General features: G+C 67.6%; 16 protein-coding genes. 3 read left to right on the forward strand and 13 right to left on the reverse strand.

What is annotated here, in order from left to right; translation table 11 throughout:
• From ACNKFW_RS17155 to ACNKFW_RS17175, 5 genes are all read right to left on the reverse strand, one after another.
• Positions 1–1,056, reverse strand: a complete 1,056-nt coding sequence (locus ACNKFW_RS17155; protein WP_418025089.1) for a patatin-like phospholipase family protein — start codon at positions 1,054–1,056, stop codon at positions 1–3.
• Positions 1,057–1,302: 246 nt separating this feature from the next.
• On the reverse strand, positions 1,303–2,430 hold the full coding sequence (prfB, locus tag ACNKFW_RS17160; RefSeq protein ID WP_024845198.1) for a peptide chain release factor 2: 1,128 nt from the start codon (positions 2,428–2,430) through the stop codon (positions 1,303–1,305).
• 88 nt (positions 2,431–2,518) lie between these two features.
• Complete coding sequence (locus tag ACNKFW_RS17165) at positions 2,519–5,056, reverse strand: penicillin-binding protein 1A (protein WP_147428813.1); 2,538 nt, start codon at positions 5,054–5,056, stop codon at positions 2,519–2,521.
• 70 nt (positions 5,057–5,126) lie between these two features.
• Complete coding sequence (locus ACNKFW_RS17170; RefSeq protein ID WP_418025091.1) at positions 5,127–6,362, reverse strand: N-acetylmuramoyl-L-alanine amidase; 1,236 nt, start codon at positions 6,360–6,362, stop codon at positions 5,127–5,129.
• Positions 6,359–7,495 carry a pyridoxal phosphate-dependent aminotransferase gene (locus tag ACNKFW_RS17175; RefSeq protein ID WP_024845195.1) on the reverse strand — a complete coding sequence of 379 codons (1,137 nt, stop codon included), beginning with the start codon at positions 7,493–7,495 and terminating at the stop codon, positions 6,359–6,361. Before ACNKFW_RS17175 ends, ACNKFW_RS17170 begins: the two co-directional genes overlap by 4 nt.
• Before the next feature lie 135 nt (positions 7,496–7,630).
• Here ACNKFW_RS17175 and ACNKFW_RS17180 point away from each other — a divergent pair, with 135 nt between their 5' ends.
• Positions 7,631–8,383 (forward strand): DsbA family protein, encoded by a 753-nt coding sequence (locus tag ACNKFW_RS17180; RefSeq protein ID WP_418025093.1) that lies wholly within the window; start codon positions 7,631–7,633, stop codon positions 8,381–8,383.
• An 89-nt stretch (positions 8,384–8,472) separates the two neighbouring features.
• Here the strand turns inward: ACNKFW_RS17180 and ispG are convergent, their stop codons facing one another.
• The 3 genes from ispG to hemA all read right to left on the reverse strand — a co-directional run bounded on the left by ispG (position 8,473) and on the right by hemA (position 12,305).
• Positions 8,473–9,594, reverse strand: a complete 1,122-nt coding sequence (ispG, locus tag ACNKFW_RS17185; RefSeq protein WP_024845193.1) for a flavodoxin-dependent (E)-4-hydroxy-3-methylbut-2-enyl-diphosphate synthase — start codon at positions 9,592–9,594, stop codon at positions 8,473–8,475.
• 152 nt (positions 9,595–9,746) lie between these two features.
• Positions 9,747–10,967: a helix-turn-helix domain-containing protein gene (locus ACNKFW_RS17190; protein WP_418025095.1), complete on the reverse strand. Its 1,221-nt coding sequence runs from the start codon at positions 10,965–10,967 to the stop codon at positions 9,747–9,749.
• 108 nt (positions 10,968–11,075) lie between these two features.
• A complete protein-coding gene (gene hemA / locus ACNKFW_RS17195) occupies positions 11,076–12,305 on the reverse strand; it encodes a 5-aminolevulinate synthase (RefSeq protein WP_024845191.1) in 1,230 nt (409 codons plus the stop codon).
• Between the two features lie 169 nt (positions 12,306–12,474).
• Here hemA and ACNKFW_RS17200 point away from each other — a divergent pair, with 169 nt between their 5' ends.
• Both ACNKFW_RS17200 and ACNKFW_RS17205 read left to right on the forward strand, forming a co-directional pair.
• Complete coding sequence (locus tag ACNKFW_RS17200) at positions 12,475–13,860, forward strand: M20/M25/M40 family metallo-hydrolase (RefSeq protein WP_147428811.1); 1,386 nt, start codon at positions 12,475–12,477, stop codon at positions 13,858–13,860.
• Positions 13,861–14,028: 168 nt separating this feature from the next.
• Positions 14,029–14,604, forward strand: a complete 576-nt coding sequence (locus tag ACNKFW_RS17205) for a LysE family translocator (protein ID WP_147428810.1) — start codon at positions 14,029–14,031, stop codon at positions 14,602–14,604.
• 130 nt (positions 14,605–14,734) lie between these two features.
• On the opposite strand, the gene ACNKFW_RS17210 is transcribed toward ACNKFW_RS17205, so the two are convergent.
• The 5 genes from ACNKFW_RS17210 to ACNKFW_RS17230 form a co-directional block, all read right to left on the reverse strand.
• Positions 14,735–15,244, reverse strand: coding sequence for a CarD family transcriptional regulator (locus tag ACNKFW_RS17210; protein ID WP_024845188.1), 510 nt, complete (start codon positions 15,242–15,244; stop codon positions 14,735–14,737).
• Between the two features lie 466 nt (positions 15,245–15,710).
• A complete protein-coding gene (gene fdxA, locus ACNKFW_RS17215; RefSeq protein ID WP_024845187.1) occupies positions 15,711–16,049 on the reverse strand; it encodes a ferredoxin FdxA in 339 nt (112 codons plus the stop codon).
• Positions 16,050–16,213: 164 nt separating this feature from the next.
• A complete protein-coding gene (locus tag ACNKFW_RS17220; protein WP_024845186.1) occupies positions 16,214–16,483 on the reverse strand; it encodes an RNA-binding S4 domain-containing protein in 270 nt (89 codons plus the stop codon).
• A complete protein-coding gene (locus ACNKFW_RS17225) occupies positions 16,480–19,407 on the reverse strand; it encodes a helicase-related protein (protein ID WP_028709881.1) in 2,928 nt (975 codons plus the stop codon). Before ACNKFW_RS17225 ends, ACNKFW_RS17220 begins: the two co-directional genes overlap by 4 nt.
• Positions 19,407–20,132 carry a tetratricopeptide repeat protein gene (locus ACNKFW_RS17230; protein ID WP_028709880.1) on the reverse strand — a complete coding sequence of 242 codons (726 nt, stop codon included), beginning with the start codon at positions 20,130–20,132 and terminating at the stop codon, positions 19,407–19,409. The genes ACNKFW_RS17225 and ACNKFW_RS17230 overlap by 1 nt, the downstream gene beginning before the upstream one ends.
• Positions 20,133–20,180 lie beyond the last annotated feature (48 nt).

The following is a 20,180-nucleotide window of genomic DNA, read 5'->3' on the forward strand; positions in this document are numbered from 1 at the left end:
CTATCGGCGGCCGAAAAGCTGCGCCAGGTCATAGGAATCACGTGCGCCGATATTGGCCGCATCCTTGTCCAGGAATCGCTCGGCGGCCTCGACCCCGGCATCATGCATGCGCTGCAACAGGCCGGGATTCGGCAGCAGCTTGGTCCGGGCGCTCAGCGAGTTCATCAGATCCTCGTCCATGATCGCATGCAGCAGCACGTTCTTCATCGGCCGCCCGGTCAGCCGCTCCTCGGCATGCAGCCGCTTGACGAAATTGATCGCCCGCAGCTCGGCCAGAAGCGCCGCGTTGAAGCTGATCTCATTCACCCGGTCCTGGATCGCGGCCGGGGTCTTGGGGATCGCCTCGCGCAGCATCGGGTTGATGTTGACGATGACGATGTCGCGCGGCAGGTCGCCGCGATACAGCGGGAACAGCGCCGGGTTGCCGGAATAGCCGCCGTCCCAATAGGCCTCGCGCCTTCCGGTCAGCGGATCGTCGATCTCGACGGCGCGGAACAGCTCGGGCAGGCAGGCCGAGGCCAGCACCGTCTCGACCGTCACCTCGGCCCCGCCAAAGACCCGCACCAGCCCGGTGCGCACATTGGTCGCAGTAACGAAAAGCGCCGGCCCCTCCTCGCGCCCCAACCGGGGATGCGGCATCTCGCGCAGGATGGCGGCCAGCGGGTTGGTATAGAACGGCCCCGAATCATAGGGGCTGAACACTCGCGTCAGCGATTCCATCCATGCCACGGGCGAGAAAAGCTCGGTCAGCCGCTGCCAGGCGCGCGGCACCGGGAACATGGAATGCAGCCAGCGCACCACCGAATTGTCGCTGACCTGCCCCACCTGCGACCAGATATGGGCCAGGTTCTGCCGCGCCGCCTCGCGCCCGCGCCGGCCCGGCCCGCAGGACAGGCCCGCCGCCAGGGCCGCCCCGTTCAGCGCCCCGGCCGAGGTGCCGCTGATGCCGCGGATCTCGATGTCCGGCACGTCCAGCAACCGGTCCAGCACGCCCCAGGCGAATGCGCCATGCGCACCGCCGCCCTGCAGCGCCAGATTGATCCGCTTCACGTCCATGCCGCGCCCCTGTCGATCCAGACCGCCCGCAGGCTAACCCGGCGCCACGCGACACAAAACCCCGCACCCCGCGCCCGGCCTCTGCGCATTTCTTCGTTCCCCAAATACCCATGCGGCCGTGTCAGCGTCGCCCGTGCATGGGTATTTGAGGAACAGAGAAGACGCTCGTACAGCGCCCCGCACCCGCGCGGCGCCTGTTTCACCGTTTCCCCAATACTCATGCGGCCGCGCAACGGGCGCGGCGGATCAGTCCTCGGCCTGCGCCTCGGCCCGGCTCTTGCCCGCCACGTCCAGCGCCAGCGTCGCGGCCATGAAGGCATCCAGGTCGCCGTCCAGCACGCCCTGCGTGTCCGAGGTCTCGTGCCCGGTGCGCAGATCCTTCACCATCTGATAGGGATGCAGCACGTATGAGCGGATCTGGTTGCCCCAGCCGGCATCGCCCTTGGCCTCGTGCTGGGCGTTGATCGCGGCATTGCGCTTGTCCAGTTCCAGCTGATACAGCCGCGCCTTCAGCGCCGCCATGGCGTTGGCGCGGTTCTGGTGCTGCGATTTTTCCGAGCTGGTCACGACGATGCCGGTCGGCAAGTGGGTGATGCGCACCGCCGAATCGGTGGTGTTGACGTGCTGCCCCCCCGCGCCGGACGACCGATAGGTGTCGATCCTGATCTCATTGTCGGGGATGGTGATCTCGATATTGTCATCCACCACCGGATAGACCCAGACCGAGGAAAACGAGGTATGCCGCCGCGCCGCCGAATCATAGGGCGAGATGCGCACCAGCCGATGCACGCCCGATTCCGACTTCAGCCAGCCATAGGCGTTCGGCCCCGAGATCTTGTAGGCGGCGGAACGGATGCCCGCCTCCTCGCCCGGCGTCTCGGACAGAAGCTCGACATTATAGCCCTTCTTCTCGGCCCAGCGGACATACATGCGCGCGAGCATGCTGGCCCAGTCGGCGCTTTCCGTGCCGCCGGCGCCGGCATTGATCTCCAGGAAGGTGTCGTTGCCGTCGGCTTCGCCGTTCAGCAGCGCCTCCAGTTCCTTCTGCGCCGCGAGTTCGGCCAGCGACTTCAGCGCGCCCTCGGCATCGGCGACGATCTCGGCATCGCCCTCGGCCTCGCCCAGTTCGATCAGCTCGGCATTGTCCTTGAGCTCGGTGTCGATGCGGCGATAGGTCTCGACCGCGTCGGACAGCATCTGCCGGTCGCGCATCAATTTCTGGGCGCGGGCCGGGTCGGACCAGATGTCGCCCGCCTCGATCATGGCGTTCAGCTCTTCCAGCCGGTGCGGCGCGGTTTCCCAGTCCATGCGCTGGCCGAGCAGTTTCAGCGATTTGCGGATCGCCTCGATGGTGGCTTGGGTTTCGGCGCGCATGGGCACTCTCTGGGTTCGGATTTCGGTCAGGGCAGGACAAATAGCGCGGGCGGCGGGCGGCGGCAAGCACCCGCCCGGCAAAGCGCCTTCAATACAGCCCGCCCGAGGACAGGGTGCCGAAATCGGCCTTTTTTGGGATCACCTTCTTCTTGCCGGTCGAGGTCGTCACCGCCTGGCCGCCGTCGCGGCCCTGGGTGAACAGCGGCAAGGTGCCCGGATCGGCGCGGCCGAAGCCACCGTCGACCAGCACCAGCCCGGTCAGATCCTGGCCGTCGCGGAAATATTCGGCGATGACGTTGTCGCCCTTGGCATCCGGGCCCAGGATCGCGCCGCTGAAGCGGTCGATATTGACGAAATGCCCGCCCGGCGGAACCTTGAAGGCGGTGCCGCCGAATTCCTTGACCGCCTCCTGCATGAACTCGTTGAAGACCGGCACGCAAAGCGTTCCGCCATAGGCGTTGGCGCCCAGCGTGCGCGGCTGGTCATAGCCCAGGTAGCAGCCGGCAACGATGTTCGAGGTAAAGCCGATGAACCACACGTCCTTGGCATCGTTGGTTGTGCCGGTCTTGCCGGCGACCGGCACCGGCAGGTTCACCCCGCGCCCCGAGCCGCGTTTCACCACGCCCTCAAGCATCGAGGTCAGCTGATAGGCGGTGATCGCGTCCATCACCCGCTCGCGGTTCGAACGGATCTCGGGCGCGGCGCCGGCGGGCAGGGTCGGCTGGCCGCAGGTCACGCAGTCGCGGCGGTCGTGGCGATAGATGGTGCGGCCGCGGCGGTCCTGCACGCGGTCGACCAGCGTGGGTTCCACCCGCTCGCCGCCATTGGCGAACATGGCATAGGCGGCGACCATCTTGAACAGCGTCGTTTCCTGTGCGCCGAGGCTGTTCGCCAGGAAATGGCCGAGATGGTCGTAGACGCCGAATTTCTCGGCATATTTCGCCACCGTATCCATGCCGATGCCCTGGGCGATGCGGATGGTCATCAGGTTGCGGGACTGCTCGATCCCGGTGCGCATCGGTGTCGGGCCGTAGAACTTGCCGCTGGCGTTCTTGGGCGTCCACAGCCCCTGCGGCGTGTTCACGGTGATCGGCTCGTCAACCACGATGGTCGCCGGGTTGAAGCCCGAATCCAGTGCCGCCGCATAGACGAAGGGCTTGAAGCTGGAGCCCGGCTGGCGCTGCGCCTGGGTGGCGCGGTTGAAGACCGAGCTTTGATAGGAAAAGCCGCCCTGCATGGCGATGACCCGGCCGGTGTTCACGTCCATGGCCATGAAGCCGCCCTGCACCTCGGGCACCTGGCGCAGGGTCCAGCGGATGAAGCTGCCGTCGCTGTCGCTGGTCATGCGACGCACCAGCACCACGTCGCCCACATCCAGCAGGTCCGAGGCCACCTGGGCCTTGGGCGCCAGCGTGCCGTCGGCGCGCCGCTTCCTGGCCCATTGCACGTCCTTGGCCGGGATTGTCGCCGTACCTTCCTGGTCCTCGATGCCGATGGTGGCGTCGCTCTCTCCCAGCGCCAGCACCACGGCCGGGAACCAGCCCTCGATGTCGCGCGGCACGGCGGCATCGGAGAGCGCGGCGCGCCATGCCTGCTCGTCGCCCAGCTGCTCGGCCGGGATCGTAAGCCGGGTGCCGCGCCAGACGCCGCGACCGCGGTCGTATTTCTCCAGCGCCTGCTGCAGCGCATGCGCGGCGACCTGTTGCAGCTTGGGATCGACCGTCGCCCGGATCGCCAGCCCGCCGCCGAAGAACTCCTCGGCGCCGAATTGCGCCGAAAGCTGGCGGCGGATCTCGTCGGTGAAATAGTCGCGCGGCGGCAATTGCTGCTGGAAGGCGGGGAAATCGCCGTTCTGCACCGAACGCAGCGACTGCCTGGCCTCGGCCTCGTAGGTGGCCTGGTCGATATAGCCGTTCTGCCACATCTCGCGCAGCACATAGTCGCGCCGCTCGGTCAGCGCCTCTCTGGCGCGGACCGGGTGATAGCGGCCCGGCGCCTTGGGCATGGCGGCCAGCGTCGCCGCCTCATGCGGCGCGAGTTCGGTCAGCGGCTTGTTGAAATAGCTTTGCGCCGCCGCGGCCACGCCGAAGCTGTTCTGGCCCAGGAAGATCTCGTTGAGGTAAAGCTCAAGGATCTGGTCCTTGCTCAGCGTCGATTCCAGCCGGGTGGCCAGGATCAGCTCCTTGATCTTGCGCTCGATGCTGCGGTCGCTGGACAGCAGGAAGTTCTTCATCACCTGCTGGGTGATGGTCGAGGCGCCGCGCAGGTTGCGCCCGCCCGAACTGATCGCATCCAGCGCCGCCTTGCCCATGCCCATCGGGTCGAAGCCGTGATGGCTGTAGAAATGCTTGTCCTCGGCGCTGATGAAGGCCTGCTTCACCAGCGGCGGGATCTCGTCGATGGGCACGAAGATGCGGCGTTCCTCGGCGAACTCGTCGATCAGCCGCCCTTCGGCGGAATAGATCCGGCTGATGGTCTTGGGCGCGTATTGCGCCAATTGTTCATGGCTGGGCAGGTCGCGCGAATACATCCAGAACACCGCCCCGACCGTCAGGGCGATGAAGAAGACCGCGGTCACGAGCCAGGAAAAGATCGCACCGATGAAAGACAGCAGGAAGCGCAGCAATGGGCAAGCCTCTGGGGATAACCTGCGCCTCTATAGACAGCGAGGCCGCGCCCGTCAAAGCAACCTTGCGCTACTTGCGCAGCAGGGCGGCGCGGGCGGCATCGTCCTGCGCCCAAAGCCCGATGGCCTGCGCCAGCGCCTGGGCGGTCTGCGCGCGCCATTCGGGGTCGAACAGGTTGGCGCGGTCGCCCGGATCGGTCAGGAAGCCCAGCTCGACCAGCACCGAGGGGATGTCGGGCGATTTCAGCACCGAAAATGCCGCGCCGCGCACCGGCCGGCGATGCATGGCGATGCCCGCCCGGTTCAGTTCGGAGACTGCGAATTTGGCAAAGGCTTCCGAGCGCGGATGCGTCTCGGTCCGCGCCAGGTCCATCAGCACGTCGGCGACCTGGTCGTCGGTCCCCGACAGGTCCAGCCCGGCCAGCAGGTCGGCCCGGTCGTGGCGCATCGCCAGTTCGCGCGTGGCGCGGTCGTCGGCCTGCGGATTCCAGACATAGATCGACAGCCCCGCCGCCTCGCCCGCCGGCAACGCATCGGCATGCAGCGAGATGAACAGGTCCGCCCGCTCGGCGCGGGCAATGGTCATGCGCTGTTCCAGCGGAATGAAGCTGTCGTCCTTGCGGGTGGCGATGACCTCGAAACCGGCGGCGGTCAGGATCTCGGTCAACTCGCGGGCAAAGCCCAGCATCAGCGCCGCCTCGCTGATCGCGCCGACCTGGGCGCCGGGGTCGTGGCCGCCATGGCCGGGATCCAGCGCCACGCGCAGGGGCCGCGTGCCCGCGCGTCGCGGCGGCAACGAGGCCACGGCCGCCGGCTGCGGCAAGTCCCACAGCGCCGAAAGCGCATTGCCGCGGGTGGCGAAATCCTCGGGCTTGACCGGCTCCATGCGCAGCCTGACCAGCGCCCCCTTGGCACCGCTCTCGGCCGGACCTTGCACCGCCAGCCGCAGGGCATAGGGTCCGGGCAGCTCCATCACCAGCCGCGACCAGCCGGCACGAAAGCGGCCCCAGCGCAGCGCCGGCACCAGTTCGCGGCCAGGCATTGCGTCGGCATCGGCGCCGGAAAAATCGATCTCGCGGAAATCCACCACCAGCCGCGGCGGCCCGTCGAGGAAATAGACCCGGTAGGGCACCGGCCGGCTGATCGTCAGCCGCAGTTCCATCGGCCGCGGCTTGCCGCGGTCGCGCCCCTCGGCCATCAGAGAGGATTGCGCCAGATCGACCGTCGCAGGTGCCGGGCGCGCGCCGTCATCGGCCAGCGCAGGCAGCGCCAGCCAGACCAGCAACAAGGCCCAGAGCCATCTCATCGTGCGGCCATGAAGGCCGCCAGCCGGTCCAGCCCCTCGGCGATCTCGGCCGGCCCCGCGGCATAGCTGAAGCGCAGGGTCCGCGCGCCGCGACGCGGATCGAAATCCAGCCCCGGCGTTACCGCCACGCCCGCTTTTTCAAGGATTTCCGCGGCGAAGCTCAGGCTGTCCGTGGTCAGGTCCGACACGTCGGCATAGATGTAGAAGGCGCCCTCGGGCGGGGCGATGCGGTCGAATCCCATCTTCGGCAGCCGGTCCAGCATCAGCCGGCGGTTCTCGGCATAGACGGCCAGGTTCGCCTCGGCCTCCTCCACGCAATCCAGCGCCGCCAGCGCCGCGACCTGGCTGGCATGCGGCGGGCAGATGAACATGTTCTGCGCGATGCGCTCGACGGTGCGGATCATGCTGTCCGGCACCACCATCCAGCCGACGCGCCAGCCGGTCATGCTGAAATATTTCGAGAAGCTGTTGATGACGAATACCTCGTCCGTGACCTCCAGCGCGGAATGGAAGCCGGCGCCGTAATCGAGCCCGTGATAGATCTCGTCCGAGATCACGCTCATGCCCAGTTCCGCCGCCCGCGCGGTCAGCGCCGCCAGTTCCTCGCGCCGCAGCACCGTACCGGATGGGTTGCCCGGCGAGGCCAGGATCAGCCCCTGCGCATCCGCCGGCAGGTCGTCGGGACGCGGCTGATAGCGGTCCTCGGCCCGGGTCTGGATGCCCACCGGCTCCAGCGACATGGCGCGCAGGATCTGGCGATAGCTGGGATAGCCCGGCTCGCCCAAGGCCACCCGCTCACCCGCATCGAAAAGCGCCGAGAAGGCCAGGATGAAGGCGCCCGAGGAGCCCGGCGTCACCACCACACGGGCCGGGTCGAGGTCGAGCCCGTACCAGCGCCGGTAAAGCCCGGCGATGCCCCGGCGCAGTTCCGGCAGCCCGAGCGCCACCGTATAGCCCAGCGGCCGGTCCAGCGCCGCCGCCAGCGCCCGGCGCGCCCCCTCGGGCGCGGGGGTCGAGGGCTGGCCGACCTCCATGTGGATGATGCGGCGGCCTCCGGCCTCGGCCTTGCGGGCGGCCTCCATCACATCCATGACGATGAAGGGATCCACCTGCCCGCGACGGGATTGTCTCATGTCAGCCTGCCTCGTGGTTTTTGCCGGGTATCGGGCCTGCGGACGGCCCGGTCAAGCCCGCGTGATGCCCCGGCCGGCCGCTTGCAACACCGCGCGCAAGCGGTCAAGTTGCCGGGAACCGGAGAGGATTGTTCCATGAAAGCCCTTGTGACCGCCGCGCTGATCAGCGCCACCGCCCTGCCCGCCCTGGCCTTCGACCCGGCCAATATGACCGAGGCCGAGAAGGCCGCCTTCGGCGAGGCGGTGCGCGACTACCTGATGGCCAATCCGGACGTGCTGATCGAATCGATCAACGTGCTGGAGGAACGCCGCCTTGCCGACGAGGCCAGGAACGACGAACTGCTGGTCGAGAACAATCGCACGGCGATCTTCGACGACGGCCACAGCTGGGTCGGCGGCAATCCCGAGGGCGACGTGACCCTGGTCGAGTTCGTCGATTACCGCTGCGGCGTCTGCAAGCGGGTCAGCCCGGACGTGGAAAAGCTGATCTCGGCCGATGGCAACATCCGCTGGATCGTCAAGGAATTCCCGATCCTGACCCAGGAAAGCGACATGGCCGCGCGCTTTGCCGTCGCGGTGCAGCAGAAGGCGGGGCCCGATGCCTACAAGCAGGCGCATGACGCGCTGATGGAATCGCGCGGGCCGGTGAACCTGGAAAGCCTGACCAAGCTGGCCGGAGACCTGGAGCTGGACAGCCAGGCGGTGCTGAACCGGATGAACACCGAGGAGGTCTCGGCCGTGCTGCGCAAGAACCACCAGCTGGCCGAGCAGATGCGGATCATGGGCACCCCCACCTTCATCATCGGCGGCGAGATGCTGCGCGGCATGCCCACCGAGGGGCTGGAGGGCGCGATTGCCCGCGCACGCGCGGCCAAGGCCGAGGGCTGAGGCTGCGCCGCCTGGGCGGGTTGCGCGGGCGGAATGGGTATTTGAGGAACGAAGAAGCACGGGGCGGCTCGCGAGGGCCGCCCTTTCGCCTATTCGGCGGCGGCTTGCGCGGCCTCGAGTTCGGCGGCGCGTTTCTCGACCAGTTCGACGATATGGTCGACCATCTGCTCGTTGGTCATCTTGTGGTCCTGCTTGCCGGCCAGATAGACCATGCCGGAACCCGCGCCGCCGCCGGTGAAGCCGATATCGGTCATCAGCGCCTCGCCCGGCCCGTTCACCACGCAGCCGATGATCGACAGGCTCATCGGCGTCTTGATATGTTCGAGGCGCTTTTCCAGGGTCTCGACCGTCCTGATCACGTCGAAGCCCTGGCGCGCGCAGCTGGGGCAGGAGATGATCTGCACGCCACGGGTGCGCAGGCCCAGGGATTTCAGGATCTCGAACCCGACCTTGACCTCCTCGACCGGATCGGCCGAGAGGCTGACCCGGATGGTGTCGCCGATGCCCATCCACAGAAGGTTGCCCAGGCCGATGGCGGATTTCACCGTGCCCGACACCAGCCCGCCCGCCTCGGTGATGCCCAGGTGGATCGGCGCGTCGGTCGCCTCGGCCAGCTGCTGATAGGCGGCGGCGGCGAGGAAGACATCGCTGGCCTTCACGCTGATCTTGAATTCGTGGAAATCGTTGTCCTGCAGGATCCTGATGTGGTCGAGGCCGGATTCCACCATCGCATCCGGGCAGGGCTCGCCGTATTTTTCCAGCAGGTGCCGTTCCAGGCTGCCGGCATTCACGCCGATGCGGATCGAGCAGCCATGGTCGCGGGCGGCCTTGATCACCTCGCGCACGCGGGCAGCGTCGCCGATATTGCCGGGATTGATGCGCAGGCAGGCGGCGCCGGCCTCGGCGGCCTCGATGGCGCGGCGGTAGTGGAAATGGATATCGGCCACGATCGGCACCGGGCTTTCGCGGCAGATCTCGCGCAGGGCGCGGGTCGAGGCTTCGTCGGGGGTCGAGACGCGGACGATGTCGGCGCCGACGTCGGCGGCGCGGATGATCTGGTCCAGCGTCGCGCGCACGTCCGAGGTGTCGGTATTGGTCATGGTCTGCACGCTGATCGGCGCGTCGCCCCCGACCGGCACGTTGCCGACCATGATCCGGCGCGACTTGCGCCGGTCGATATTGCGCCAGGGGCGGATCGGATTATGCGACATGGCTGGTGCCTTTTCCTGCGCCAGGGGCGGCTTCACCCGTCAGAAATAGGCCGATCCGGCCAGACGGGCAAGCCATCCGGTCCCGGTCAGGCGCGCGATGCCGCATCCGTGACCCCGGATTCATGCTCCGGCGGCCATGACCCGGCGCCCGGTCAATCCTGCGCGGGGGCCTGTTCCGGCGGCTCGGCCGATGCCAGGGCGACCATTTCGGCCAGCTGCGGATCCTTGCTGAGATCGGCAAAGGCATATTGCGCCGTCAGCGCCGTCGGCGAAAGCTCGACATTCTTGACCACCTTGGCGCCGGGTGCGGCCGGGCCGTAGGTGCGGCCGTTGACCGCGAAATAGACCGCGCCGGAATTACCGGCGCGCAGCACCGGCGGCGCCTCGAGCTTGGGCAGGGCGAAACGCTCGCCCGCGTCCATGGTCTTTTCCAGCAGCACCGTACCGTCGGCCGAGGTGACGCGCACCCAGGCGGGACGGGCGGCAAGGATCTCGATCTCGGGCGCATCGGGGGCAACGGTGCGCACAGCCGCCTGTTCGGGCGGCATCTGCGGGCCATAGACCCGGTCGTGGACCGCGGCGCTGCGGGTCGCAGGCACGGCGCCTTCCGGCTTGGGCGTGGAGGTGTTCAGCCGCGGGTCGATGGCGGCGATGGGCCCGTCGCGGGCGACCAGCACGGGCAGTTCCAGCGCCTGCGGCCGGTAGGTACGGTCCAGCCCCTCGGGGCGCGGCAGGTTGACCTGGGCCGATTCGACGGTTTCGGGCTCGGCCGCCTCCTGCACCGGGTCCAGCGCGGCGATCACGCCGGGCGCCTGCTCGCCGGGGGTCAGGTTGACCTTCTGCACCTCTTGCAGCACGGCCCAGCCGCCATAGCCCAACCCGCAGGCCAGCACGACCATGACCAGCAGCGAGCCGATGGCCCGCGGCTCGATCGAGCTCCAGATGCTTTCCTGCCGGGGCAGGAAGATCGGATGCGGATTGGCCAGCGCCTCGGCCGGGTCCGAGGGGCGGCGCTGCGGCTTCGGCCCGGCGGCGGCGGGGGCCATGCCATGCGTGGGCTGGAAACCCGATTCCTGGCAGAAGCGGCGGAAGGTCCAATCGGCATCCATGCCGAGATAGCGGGCATAAGAACGCACGTAGCCGGCGATGAAGCTCGGCGTGTCGAAGGCGGAAATGTCGCAATTCTCGATGGCGGCGACATAGGAGGCGCGAATGCGCAATTCGCGCTGGACATCCAGCAGCGACTTGCCCAGCGTGGCCCGTTCGCCCCGCATCAGATCTCCGAGACGAATGTCAGGATCGTCGAAACCGGGCGGCAAGGCCGCCGGCTCCTCATGGCCATTGGACGGGGGGTTCCCCCTTAGCCCGATCATTGCGCCTGCCCCATACTTTGCTGCTCGTCCCCGCGAATCGGAAGACTCTCAGAACTTGATTAAAGCAAGGTTATCACGGGCGCGAGAGGTCTTCACCCCGAAACCGTCTCAGGCAGCCGAAGTTGAACGGTTCAGTTTGCACTGCGACCAGAGGCTGTCCATGGCCTTCACCAGGTGGTCGATCTGCTTGGGGTCATGCACCGGCGAGGGCGTGAAGCGCAGCCGTTCCGTGCCGCGCGGCACGGTCGGGAAGTTGATCGGCTGCACATAGATGCCGAAATCGGCCAGCAGCATGTCGGACAGCGCCTTGCAATGCACCGGGTTGCCGACATGCACCGGCACGATATGGCTGCCATGGTCCATGATCGGCATGCCCAGCCCGCGCAGCCGCATCTTCAGGATGCGGGCGTTCAGCTGCTGCTGGTCGCGCAGCAACTGCCCCTCGGCCGTCTTGAGGAAGGCGATCGAGGCCGCGGCGCCCGCCGCCACCGCCGGCGGCAGCGAAGTGGTGAAGATGAAGCCCGGCGCATAGGAGCGGATCGCGTCCACCATCTTGGCCGAGGCGGCAATATAACCGCCGAAGACGCCGAAAGCCTTTCCCAGCGTGCCGTTGAAGATGTCAATGCGATGGCTCAGCCCGTCGCGCTCGGCCACGCCGCCGCCGCGGGGGCCATACATGCCGACGGCATGGACCTCGTCCAGATAGGTCAGGGCGTTGAACTCGTCCGCGAGGTCGCAGATCGCGGCGATGGGGCCGAAATCGCCATCCATGGAATAGATCGACTCGAAGGCGATCAGCTTGGGCGCCTCGGGATCGTCGGCCTCCAGCAGCTCGCGCAGATGCGCCACGTCGTTGTGGCGGAAGATGCGCTTGGCGCCATCGAAACGCTTGATCCCCTCGATCATCGAGGCGTGGTTCAGCTCGTCCGAATAGATGATGAGGCCGGGAAACAGCTTGCGCAGGGTCGAGAGCGTCGCGTCATTGGCGGTATAGGCGCTGGAAAAGACCAGCGCGGCCTCTTTCCCGTGCAGATCGGCCAGTTCCCCTTCCAGGCGCTTGTGATAGACGGTGGTGCCCGAGATGTTGCGCGTGCCGCCGGAACCCGCCCCCGTGGCATCCAGCGCCTCGTGCATCGCCGCCAGCACCACCGGATGCTGGCCCATGCCCAGGTAGTCGTTCCCGCACCATACGGTGATCTGGGTCTCGGTCCCGTCGGGACGGGTCCAGACCGCCTGCGGATAGGCCCCCTTGCGGCGCTCGATGTCGATGAAGGTGCGATAACGACCCTCTTCGTGCAGCTTGCCGATGGCCTGATCGAGGGCGGCTGAATAGTCCATCACGGATCCCTTGCCTTGCTTGAACTTGCTCGCTTGGGGGATCATGCTGCGATCCCGCGGGTCATACCTTGATACGCATCAAGCCAGAGAAAATACAGCGTAAAAATGTCGCACCCATACCAAGATGACAGGCATTTTCTCTGATAAAATCAATCAGGAAAGGCGAAGGATGACGGACAATTCCAGAATCGGCGAAGTACTTTCAACGCTGGACGCGGGGCTGCCCCAGGCGCTCGACCGGCTGATGGAATTTCTTCGCATTCCCTCGGTCTCGACCGACCCGGCCTATGCGGCCGAGGTGCGGCGGGCGGCGGAGTGGCTTTGCGCCGAACTGACCTCGCTGGGCTTCCAGGCCGCGTTGCGCGACACGCCCGGCCATCCGATGGTGGTCGCGCATTCGCCCAAGGGCACGCGGCGGCCCTTGCTGTTCTATGGCCATTACGACGTGCAGCCGGTCGATCCGCTGGAACTGTGGCACCATCCCCCCTTCGAGCCCCGCATCGAGCATACGCCCCAGGGCAGGGTGATCCGCGGCCGCGGCGCCTCGGACGACAAGGGCCAGCTGATGACCTTCATCGAGGCGTTCCGGGCCTGGAAGGCCGTGCATGGCAGCCTGCCCTCGGACCTGGTGCTGCTGTTCGAGGGCGAGGAGGAATCCGGCTCGCCCAGCCTGCGCCCCTTCCTGCGCGAGAATGCCGGGGAATTGCGCGCCGGCATCGCCATGATCTGCGACACCGGGCTTTATGCCGACGGCCGCCCGGCCATCACCACCCAGCTGCGCGGGCTTTGCGGCGAGGAGATCGTGATCCGCGCCGCGGACCGCGACCTGCATTCCGGCAGCTTCGGCGGGCTGGCGGCGAACCCGGTCCAGATCCTTGTCAACGCGCTTGCGACGGTCAAGGACGCCAGCGGCCGCGTCACCCTGCCCGGCTTCTACGAGGGCGTCGAGGAACTGTCCCCGGAACTGCGCGCCGACTGGGACGCGCTCGGCTTCGACCCGGCCGAGTTCCTGGCGCGCGTCGGGCTGAAGCATCCGGTCGGCGAGACGGGCCGCACCGGGCTGGAGATGGTCTGGAACCGCCCCACCTTCGAGATCAACGGCATCACCGGCGGCTATACCAGCGAGGGTTTCAAGACCGTCCTGCCGGCCGAGGCCCGCGCCAAGGTCAGCTTCCGCCTGACCGGCACCCAGGATCCCGACCGCATCCGCGAGACCTTCCGCGCCCATGTCCGCGCCCATGTGCCCGAGGATTGCACCGTCGAGTTCCATGGCCATGGAGCAAGCCCGGCCAGCCGCATGGACATCTCGGACCCGGCCTTCGCCGCGGCCAAGGCGGCGCTGAGCCAGGAATGGGGCCGCGAGGCCGCCTATATCGGCGCCGGCGGCTCGATCCCCATCGCCGGGGATTTCAAGGAGATCCTGGGCATGGACTCCATGCTGATCGGCTTTGCCCGCGACGACGACCGCATCCATTCCCCGAACGAGAAATACGACCTCGACAGCTTTGCCAGGGGCGCGCGCAGCTGGGCGCGCATCCTGGCCGCCCTGGGCTGAGAGGAGACCGGGGACGGCGGCCCGGCCGGGTCGCCTCCCTCGGCGCGGCGGCAGCGGCGAAAAAGGGGCCGAGACCGGATCCTTGGCTTGCGCCCGTGACCCAGATCAATTCATGGGGGCAAGCGCCGTGATAGGGCGCGGGCAGCATTGAAAGGACAGGCATCCAACATGACCACGGCTGCATTCGTTTCGACGGTTCTGGCGCTGCTGCTGGCGCCGGGGCCGACGAATACGTTGATGGGAATCGCGGGGGCGCAGCGTGGCCTGGCCCGCGTCGCGCGCCTGCTGCCGGCAGAGCTGGCAGGCTACCTGACCGCCATCCTGCCGCTGGCCTTCCTGGGCGCGGGGCTGCTTGAACAGATGCCGGCCCTGGCGGTCGGGCTGAAACTGGCGGCGGCCGGCTGGATCATGGTTCTGGCGACGGCCCTGTGGCGGGCGCCGGGCAGCGATGGAGAAAGCCGGGACATCGGCGCCCGGCGGATCTATGTGACCACCGTCCTGAACCCCAAGGCGCTGATCCTTGGCCTTGTCCTGCTGCCCGCGCCGCAGGATCCGGCTTTCGCGACGCGGCTGGGGATGTTCTGCCTGATGGTGATCGGCGCGGCCCTGGCCTGGGGCTGCGCCGGGATCCTGGCGCAGGCGGGAAACGGCGGCCGGGAACGGCTGCAGGGCGTCCAGCGCGTCGCCTCGGTCTGGCTTGCATTCGTCTCGATTTCGCTGGTGTTCGGCCTCATCCGCGTCTGATGCCCGGCGGTGCTGTCCCGCGGGGCTCCGCCTCGGCTCCGGGGCGGCAGGCAGCCTCGGCGCGGACCCGCATCCCGGCATGAAAAGGGGCGCCCCCGCGGGCGCCCCGATCATCCCGGCGGGCCGTCCTTCAGGCGGCGCGGGCGGTCAGCACGGTCTCGACCTTCTTCTGGGCGCCGGCCTCGTCCATGCCGGAAACGGCGGCGACCTCGCGGGTCAGGCGGTCCAGCGCGGCCTCGTAAAGCTGGCGCTCGGAATAGGACTGTTCGCGCTGGTCGTCGGTGCGATGCAGGTCGCGCACCACCTCGGCGATCGACATCAGATCGCCCGAATTGATCTTCTGCTCATATTCCTGGGCGCGGCGCGACCACATCGCCCGCTTGACGCGGGCCTTGCCCTTCAGCGTGTCCAGCGCCCGCTCGACCAGGTCCGGGGTCGAGAGGCCGCGCATGCCGATCTCGGTCGCGCGGGCGGTGGGCACGCGCAGGGTCATTTTGTCCTTCTCGAACGAGATCACGAACATCTCGAGGCGCAGCCCCGCCACCTCCTGCTCTTCGATCGACACGATGCGGCCCACGCCATGCGTGGGATAGACGACAAAGTCATCGGGGCGAAATTCGGTCTTCTTGGCTTTCGACATTGGGCATCCTTCGCAGTTGCGCCGCCGCGCGACACAAAAACCCCCAAGGAGGGACGATCCCCCCCTTACGGGCCAACATTGTTGTTCTTGCACTTCTGACCGGGCAGTCGATCAGGACAGGCAGCAACGCCGGCCAGGCCACAAAAGCAGCCCGACCGGCGCGAGATGGCTGCACCATAGCACAAAAATCGCGCCGGTTCAAAGGTTCCCTGAAAGGCGGCACCGGCCCCGTTTGGCGAAAGAAAATCGTTTAAACTCAACACCAGGAAAACGCCTCACCGAACAGAGCCGATGCATGGTCAGGGCGAATCGACGCCCTCGCCACGGACACGATCTAGCGGCCGCGCCCCCGGCCCGCCAGCGATGCGGCAGTCAAATCCCACATATGAGACGGGACATGATGCGCGGCAGGCACAGTCGTTAGCATTTCAAACAAGATCGGGGACCACCAGCGGAACCGGAGGTCTCAATCCCCTTCACCGGGCGCTTCCGAGAAATATTTCTCCAGCTTGCCGGGCATGCCGTCCATCTCCTGATAGCCGGGCATCGGATCCTTCTTGCGCGTGATCACCGGCCAGGATTCGGCATATTTGCGGTTGAACTCGACCCATGTCTCCATGTCGGGCTCGGTATCGGGGCGAATCGCGTCAGCCGGGCATTCCGGTTCGCAGACGCCGCAGTCGATGCATTCGTCGGGATGGATGACCAGCGTGTTCTCGCCTTCATAAAAACAGTCCACGGGGCACACCTCGACGCAGTCGGTGTATTTGCACATGATGCAGTTTTCAGTGACGACATAGGTCATGGCGAGATATTCCTGTTTCCTGATCGGCTAGTTACGCCCGCCGCCGCCATCAATCAAGGCCACCGCCGGCGAAAAGACGAGGATATGGCCGAGCCCCGTCCGGGATGGGATGGCGTTCTGTCGCAGGGGCGCGGACCGGAACCCGGTTCTTTGCCCCGCCTTGCCTAGAGTTCCTCGTAAAGCGTCGCCGCCTCGCTGGCCGGGCCGCGCCGCGCGCCCAGAAGCAGGATCCGCAGCACCCGCACCCGGCCATGGGCCGAAACGGTGACGGTATCGCCGCCCCGCACCGCCTGCGCCGGCTTGCTGCAAGGCTGGCCGTTCAGCCGGATGCCCCCGGCGCCGATCGCATCGGCGGCCAGGGTGCGGGTCTTGAACAGCCGCGCGTGATGCAGCCAGCGGTCGAGCCTGATGCTTTCGCCGCCTTCCCCGATCACGTCTTGTTCTTGAGCGCGGCGAGAACGGCGAAGGGGCTGTCCGGGTCGGCCTGTTTCTCGGCCCGCGGCGGGCGGGCCTCGAAGCTCTTGGGACCGTCATGGCGCGGCTTGCCCTTGGGTTTGCCCTTCGGCCCGCGTTCGGGTCGGTCGCCGCGTTCACCACGCGGCTTGCCTTCGAAGGGCTTGCCCTCGCGCCGGTTCTCCTGTCCGGCCTCGCGCTCGCGGCGCGGGCCACGTTCGCCTTGCGGACGCCCCTGGCCCTGACCCTGGCGCTCGCCGCGCTCGGGCCGGCGATGGCCGCCGCGGGGGCGCGGCGCCCAGGTGAAGGTATAGAACACCTCGGTCTCGGGCGCCGGTTCGCCGGCTTCGTCCCCTGCCCCGGCCGGATCCCCGGCTTCGGCCTGAGCCTCCGCCTCGGCGGCCTTGCGAGCGGCCTGCTCGGCCTCCCATTTGGCGCGGGTTTCGGCGGCAAGCACGCTTTCTTCCTCGGTCAGCGGATGCTCGTGATCGGCCTCCTCCGGCGCCGGCGCCGCGGCAGGAGCCGTTTCGACGCGGACCTTGGGTCTCTCGCCCTTTTCGGCGCGATAACCCAGGCCCTGCATCAGCCCGGCGAATTGTTCCAGCGTCATGCCGGTGATCGACAGCATGTCCGGCGTCGCCTCGAAGCCGCCACGGCTGTCCTGGCCGCGCAGCATGTCGGCCAGCCGTTCCAGCATGTCGATGCGGATCGCGCGTTCACCCGCCGGGTGATAGCCCGAGAGCGTGTAATAGCCCTTGGGCACGTCGGGCAGGTTCGGGATCGTCACCAGGCCGGGGGGCGGGCTTTCGGGAAATTCCGACAGGCCCTGGTCCAGCCCCCAAAGCACCAGCCGCAGCCGGGTCGGCGCCGGCTTCAGCAGCGCCGGCTGGAAGATGGTGAACTGGCCGAAGCGCACGCCATGCTTGCGCAAGAGGCCGCGCGCATCCTGGTCCAGTTCCTTGACCTCGGCGGCGACGCCCTCGCGCGGCAGCACGCCCAGCGCCTCGACCAGGCGGAAGGCGAAGCCGCGGGCCAGCCCGGCCAGCGTCTCGTCGTTTTTCAGCGCCAAGAGCGGCTCGAACAGGGTGGCGATCTTGCGGTCGATGAAATGCTGCAGCCGGCGGCGCACCTTCTCGGCGATCTCGGGGCCCGCCTCCTCATCGACGAAGGCCTCGACGCCGGGCTTCAGCGCCTCGGCGCCCTTGACCAGCTTGCCCACCGCCGAGGCGCCCCACATCAGGCCGCCCTGTTCGGTGAAGTCCAACTCGGTATCCGGCGCGTTGTAGAAGCGGTCGGCGCGCAGATGGAACTCGGGGCGCAGCGCCTCATAGGCGGCGCGTTGCAGCATCCGCGCCTCGTCCCCGGTTGCGCTCGGATCGGCGTGGAAGCGGAAGCCTTCCAGACGGCCGGCGAACTCGCCCTCGACCGTCACTTCGCCCTTGTCATTCACCTCGGCCAAAAGGCTCTCCTTCTGCTTGAGCCGGCGCAGCAGCACGGACGTGCGCCGGTCCACGAATCTTTGCGTCAGAGCCGCGTGCAACGCGTCCGACAACCGATCTTCTACCGCGCGCGTCTCGGCACGCCAATGACTTTCGTCCGACACCCAGCCGGATCGTTGGGCAACATAGGTCCAGGTGCGTATATATGCCAATCGTTTCGACAATGTGTCGATGTCGCCCTGAATCCGGTCAATGCGGCGGATCTGCCCCTCCAGCCAGTCGCCGGGCAGCTTGCCTTCGCGCAGAAAGCCGAAGATCCGCGCCAGCAGCGTCGAATGCTCGGCCGCCGAGATCGAGCGGAAATCCGGGATCCGGCAGACGTCCCAGAGCAGCCGCACCTCGCGCGGATGCGTCACCTGGTCGCGGATCTCGGGCATCGCCGACAGCGCCTTGAGCGCGCGGATGTCGTCCGCCTCGCGCCCGCGCGCCAGCCATTCCGATTGCGGCTGCGTCTCCAGTCCTTGCAGCAGCCGCTCGACCGTGCCGAATTCCAGCGCGGCATTGCGCCACATCAGCCGGCTGATCGGCTGGAAGCGGTGGTTCTCGATCGCCTCGACCAGCCCCTCGTCCAGGGGGCTCGCATCGCCGGTGACGCCGAATGTGCCCGGCTCGGTATGCCGCCCGGCGCGGCCGGCGATCTGGCCCAGCTCGTGCGGAAACAGCGGCCGATAGCGGCGGCCGTCGAATTTCTCGGTGGCGGAAAAGGCGATGTGGCGGATGTCGAGGTTCAGCCCCATGCCGATGGCGTCGGTGGCGACCAGGTAATCGACCTCGCCCTGCTGATACATGGCGACCTGGGCATTGCGGGTGCGCGGGCTCAGCGCCCCCATGACCACGGCGCAGCCGCCCTTCTGGCGACGGATCAGCTCGGCCGTGGCATAGACCTCCTCGACCGAGAAGCAGACGATGGCCGAACGCGGCGGCATGCGGCTGATCTTCTTCGAACCGGCCCAGGAAAGCGTCGAGAATCGCTCGCGCCGCATGAACTGCGCCTGCGGCACCAAGGCGGCGATGGCCGGGCGCATGGTGTCGCTGCCCAGCAGCAGGGTTTCATGCAGGCCGCGCATGTTCAGCAGCCGGTCGGTGAAGACATGGCCGCGTTCCGGGTCGGCGCAAAGCTGGATTTCGTCGATGGCGACGAAATCGGCCCCGACCTCGGGCATGGCCTCGGTGGTGGCGACCCAGTATTGCACGCGCTCGGGCACGATCCGCTCCTCGCCCGTGACCAGCGCCACGACCGAGGGGCCGCGCGCCTTGACGATGCGGTCATAGACCTCGCGCGCCAGCAGCCGCAGCGGCAGGCCGATGACCCCGGTGCGATGCGCCAGCATCCGGTCGATGGCGTAATGCGTCTTGCCGGTATTGGTCGGGCCAAGGACGGCCGTGACCCGCGATCTGTCATTCATCAGGCGTCGGTGCCCTGCAGTTTGCGTTCGAGGCGCTGGACGGCATCCTGCGCCTCCTGTTGATGGGGATGGATCTTCAGGCTCCGGCGAAAGGCCACCAGCGCGTCCCGGTCGTCGCCCAGTTCCTCGAGGATGGTGCCGAGCTGGGTCAGGGCGCCGAAATGGCGCGGCTCCAGCCGCAGCACCTGCCCCAGGTCGGCGATGGCCGGGCCGAAATCGCCGTCCAGATAGAAGGCGACCGAGCGCAGATACCAGCCGGCCGCGAAATCCGGCGCATGATCGGTCAGCGCGGTCAGGTGGCCGATGGCGGTGACGGTATCGCCCGCGTCCAGCGCCGCCTCGCCCCGCTTGTAGAGCAGGTCCATCGCCGCCGAGCCGGAACGCGACCAGATGCGCAGGATGTCGGTCTCGGCCCGCGCCCAGGTCTCGCCGCCCGGCTGGGCCAGCTCGGCGAACAGCAGGTCCAGGTCTTCGCGCTCGCGCAGCCGCGCCTCGGCGGTCGGCTCGGAGGCGGCGGCGGGTTCGGAAAGCGGGCTTTCGGGCAGCGCATCGCTTTCGGCTTGCGGCGGATCCTCTGGCAGCGGCAGATCCTGCACCGGCATCGCATCGGGCGCGGCGGCGCCGTCCTGCCGCGCATGGCCGGCCCCGGCCCCCGCCAGCCCCAGGAAAAGTGCTGCCGCGACGGCATGATGGAAATGGGGGACTGGCAAAAGCATATTCCCCATGTAACTTTCCCCATCGTCTAATTCCAGACACGAGAACAGGAGATCGAG

Origin of the sequence: Paracoccus sp. TD-10 (assembly GCF_048270675.1) — a bacterium.
GTDB lineage: Bacteria > Pseudomonadota > Alphaproteobacteria > Rhodobacterales > Rhodobacteraceae > Paracoccus > Paracoccus pantotrophus.

Excerpts from the sequence above, each read along its gene's own strand:
- prfB (WP_024845198.1), bottom strand. The coding sequence starts at position 2,430 with ATGCGCGCCGAAACCCAAGCCACCATCGAGGCGATCCGCAAATCGCTG.
- ACNKFW_RS17175 (WP_024845195.1), bottom strand. The coding sequence starts at position 7,495 with ATGAGACAATCCCGTCGCGGGCAGGTGGATCCCTTCATCGTCATGGAT.
- ACNKFW_RS17225 (WP_028709881.1), bottom strand. The coding sequence starts at position 19,407 with ATGAATGACAGATCGCGGGTCACGGCCGTCCTTGGCCCGACCAATACC.
- ACNKFW_RS17180 (WP_418025093.1), top strand. The coding sequence starts at position 7,631 with ATGAAAGCCCTTGTGACCGCCGCGCTGATCAGCGCCACCGCCCTGCCC.
- ACNKFW_RS17155 (WP_418025089.1), bottom strand. The coding sequence starts at position 1,056 with ATGGACGTGAAGCGGATCAATCTGGCGCTGCAGGGCGGCGGTGCGCAT.
- ACNKFW_RS17205 (WP_147428810.1), top strand. The coding sequence starts at position 14,029 with ATGACCACGGCTGCATTCGTTTCGACGGTTCTGGCGCTGCTGCTGGCG.
- ACNKFW_RS17210 (WP_024845188.1), bottom strand. The coding sequence starts at position 15,244 with ATGTCGAAAGCCAAGAAGACCGAATTTCGCCCCGATGACTTTGTCGTC.
- ACNKFW_RS17190 (WP_418025095.1), bottom strand. The coding sequence starts at position 10,967 with ATGATCGGGCTAAGGGGGAACCCCCCGTCCAATGGCCATGAGGAGCCG.
- ACNKFW_RS17200 (WP_147428811.1), top strand. The coding sequence starts at position 12,475 with ATGACGGACAATTCCAGAATCGGCGAAGTACTTTCAACGCTGGACGCG.
- ACNKFW_RS17170 (WP_418025091.1), bottom strand. The coding sequence starts at position 6,362 with ATGAGATGGCTCTGGGCCTTGTTGCTGGTCTGGCTGGCGCTGCCTGCG.
- hemA (WP_024845191.1), bottom strand. The coding sequence starts at position 12,305 with ATGGACTATTCAGCCGCCCTCGATCAGGCCATCGGCAAGCTGCACGAA.
- ACNKFW_RS17230 (WP_028709880.1), bottom strand. The coding sequence starts at position 20,132 with ATGGGGAATATGCTTTTGCCAGTCCCCCATTTCCATCATGCCGTCGCG.
- ispG (WP_024845193.1), bottom strand. The coding sequence starts at position 9,594 with ATGTCGCATAATCCGATCCGCCCCTGGCGCAATATCGACCGGCGCAAG.
- fdxA (WP_024845187.1), bottom strand. The coding sequence starts at position 16,049 with ATGACCTATGTCGTCACTGAAAACTGCATCATGTGCAAATACACCGAC.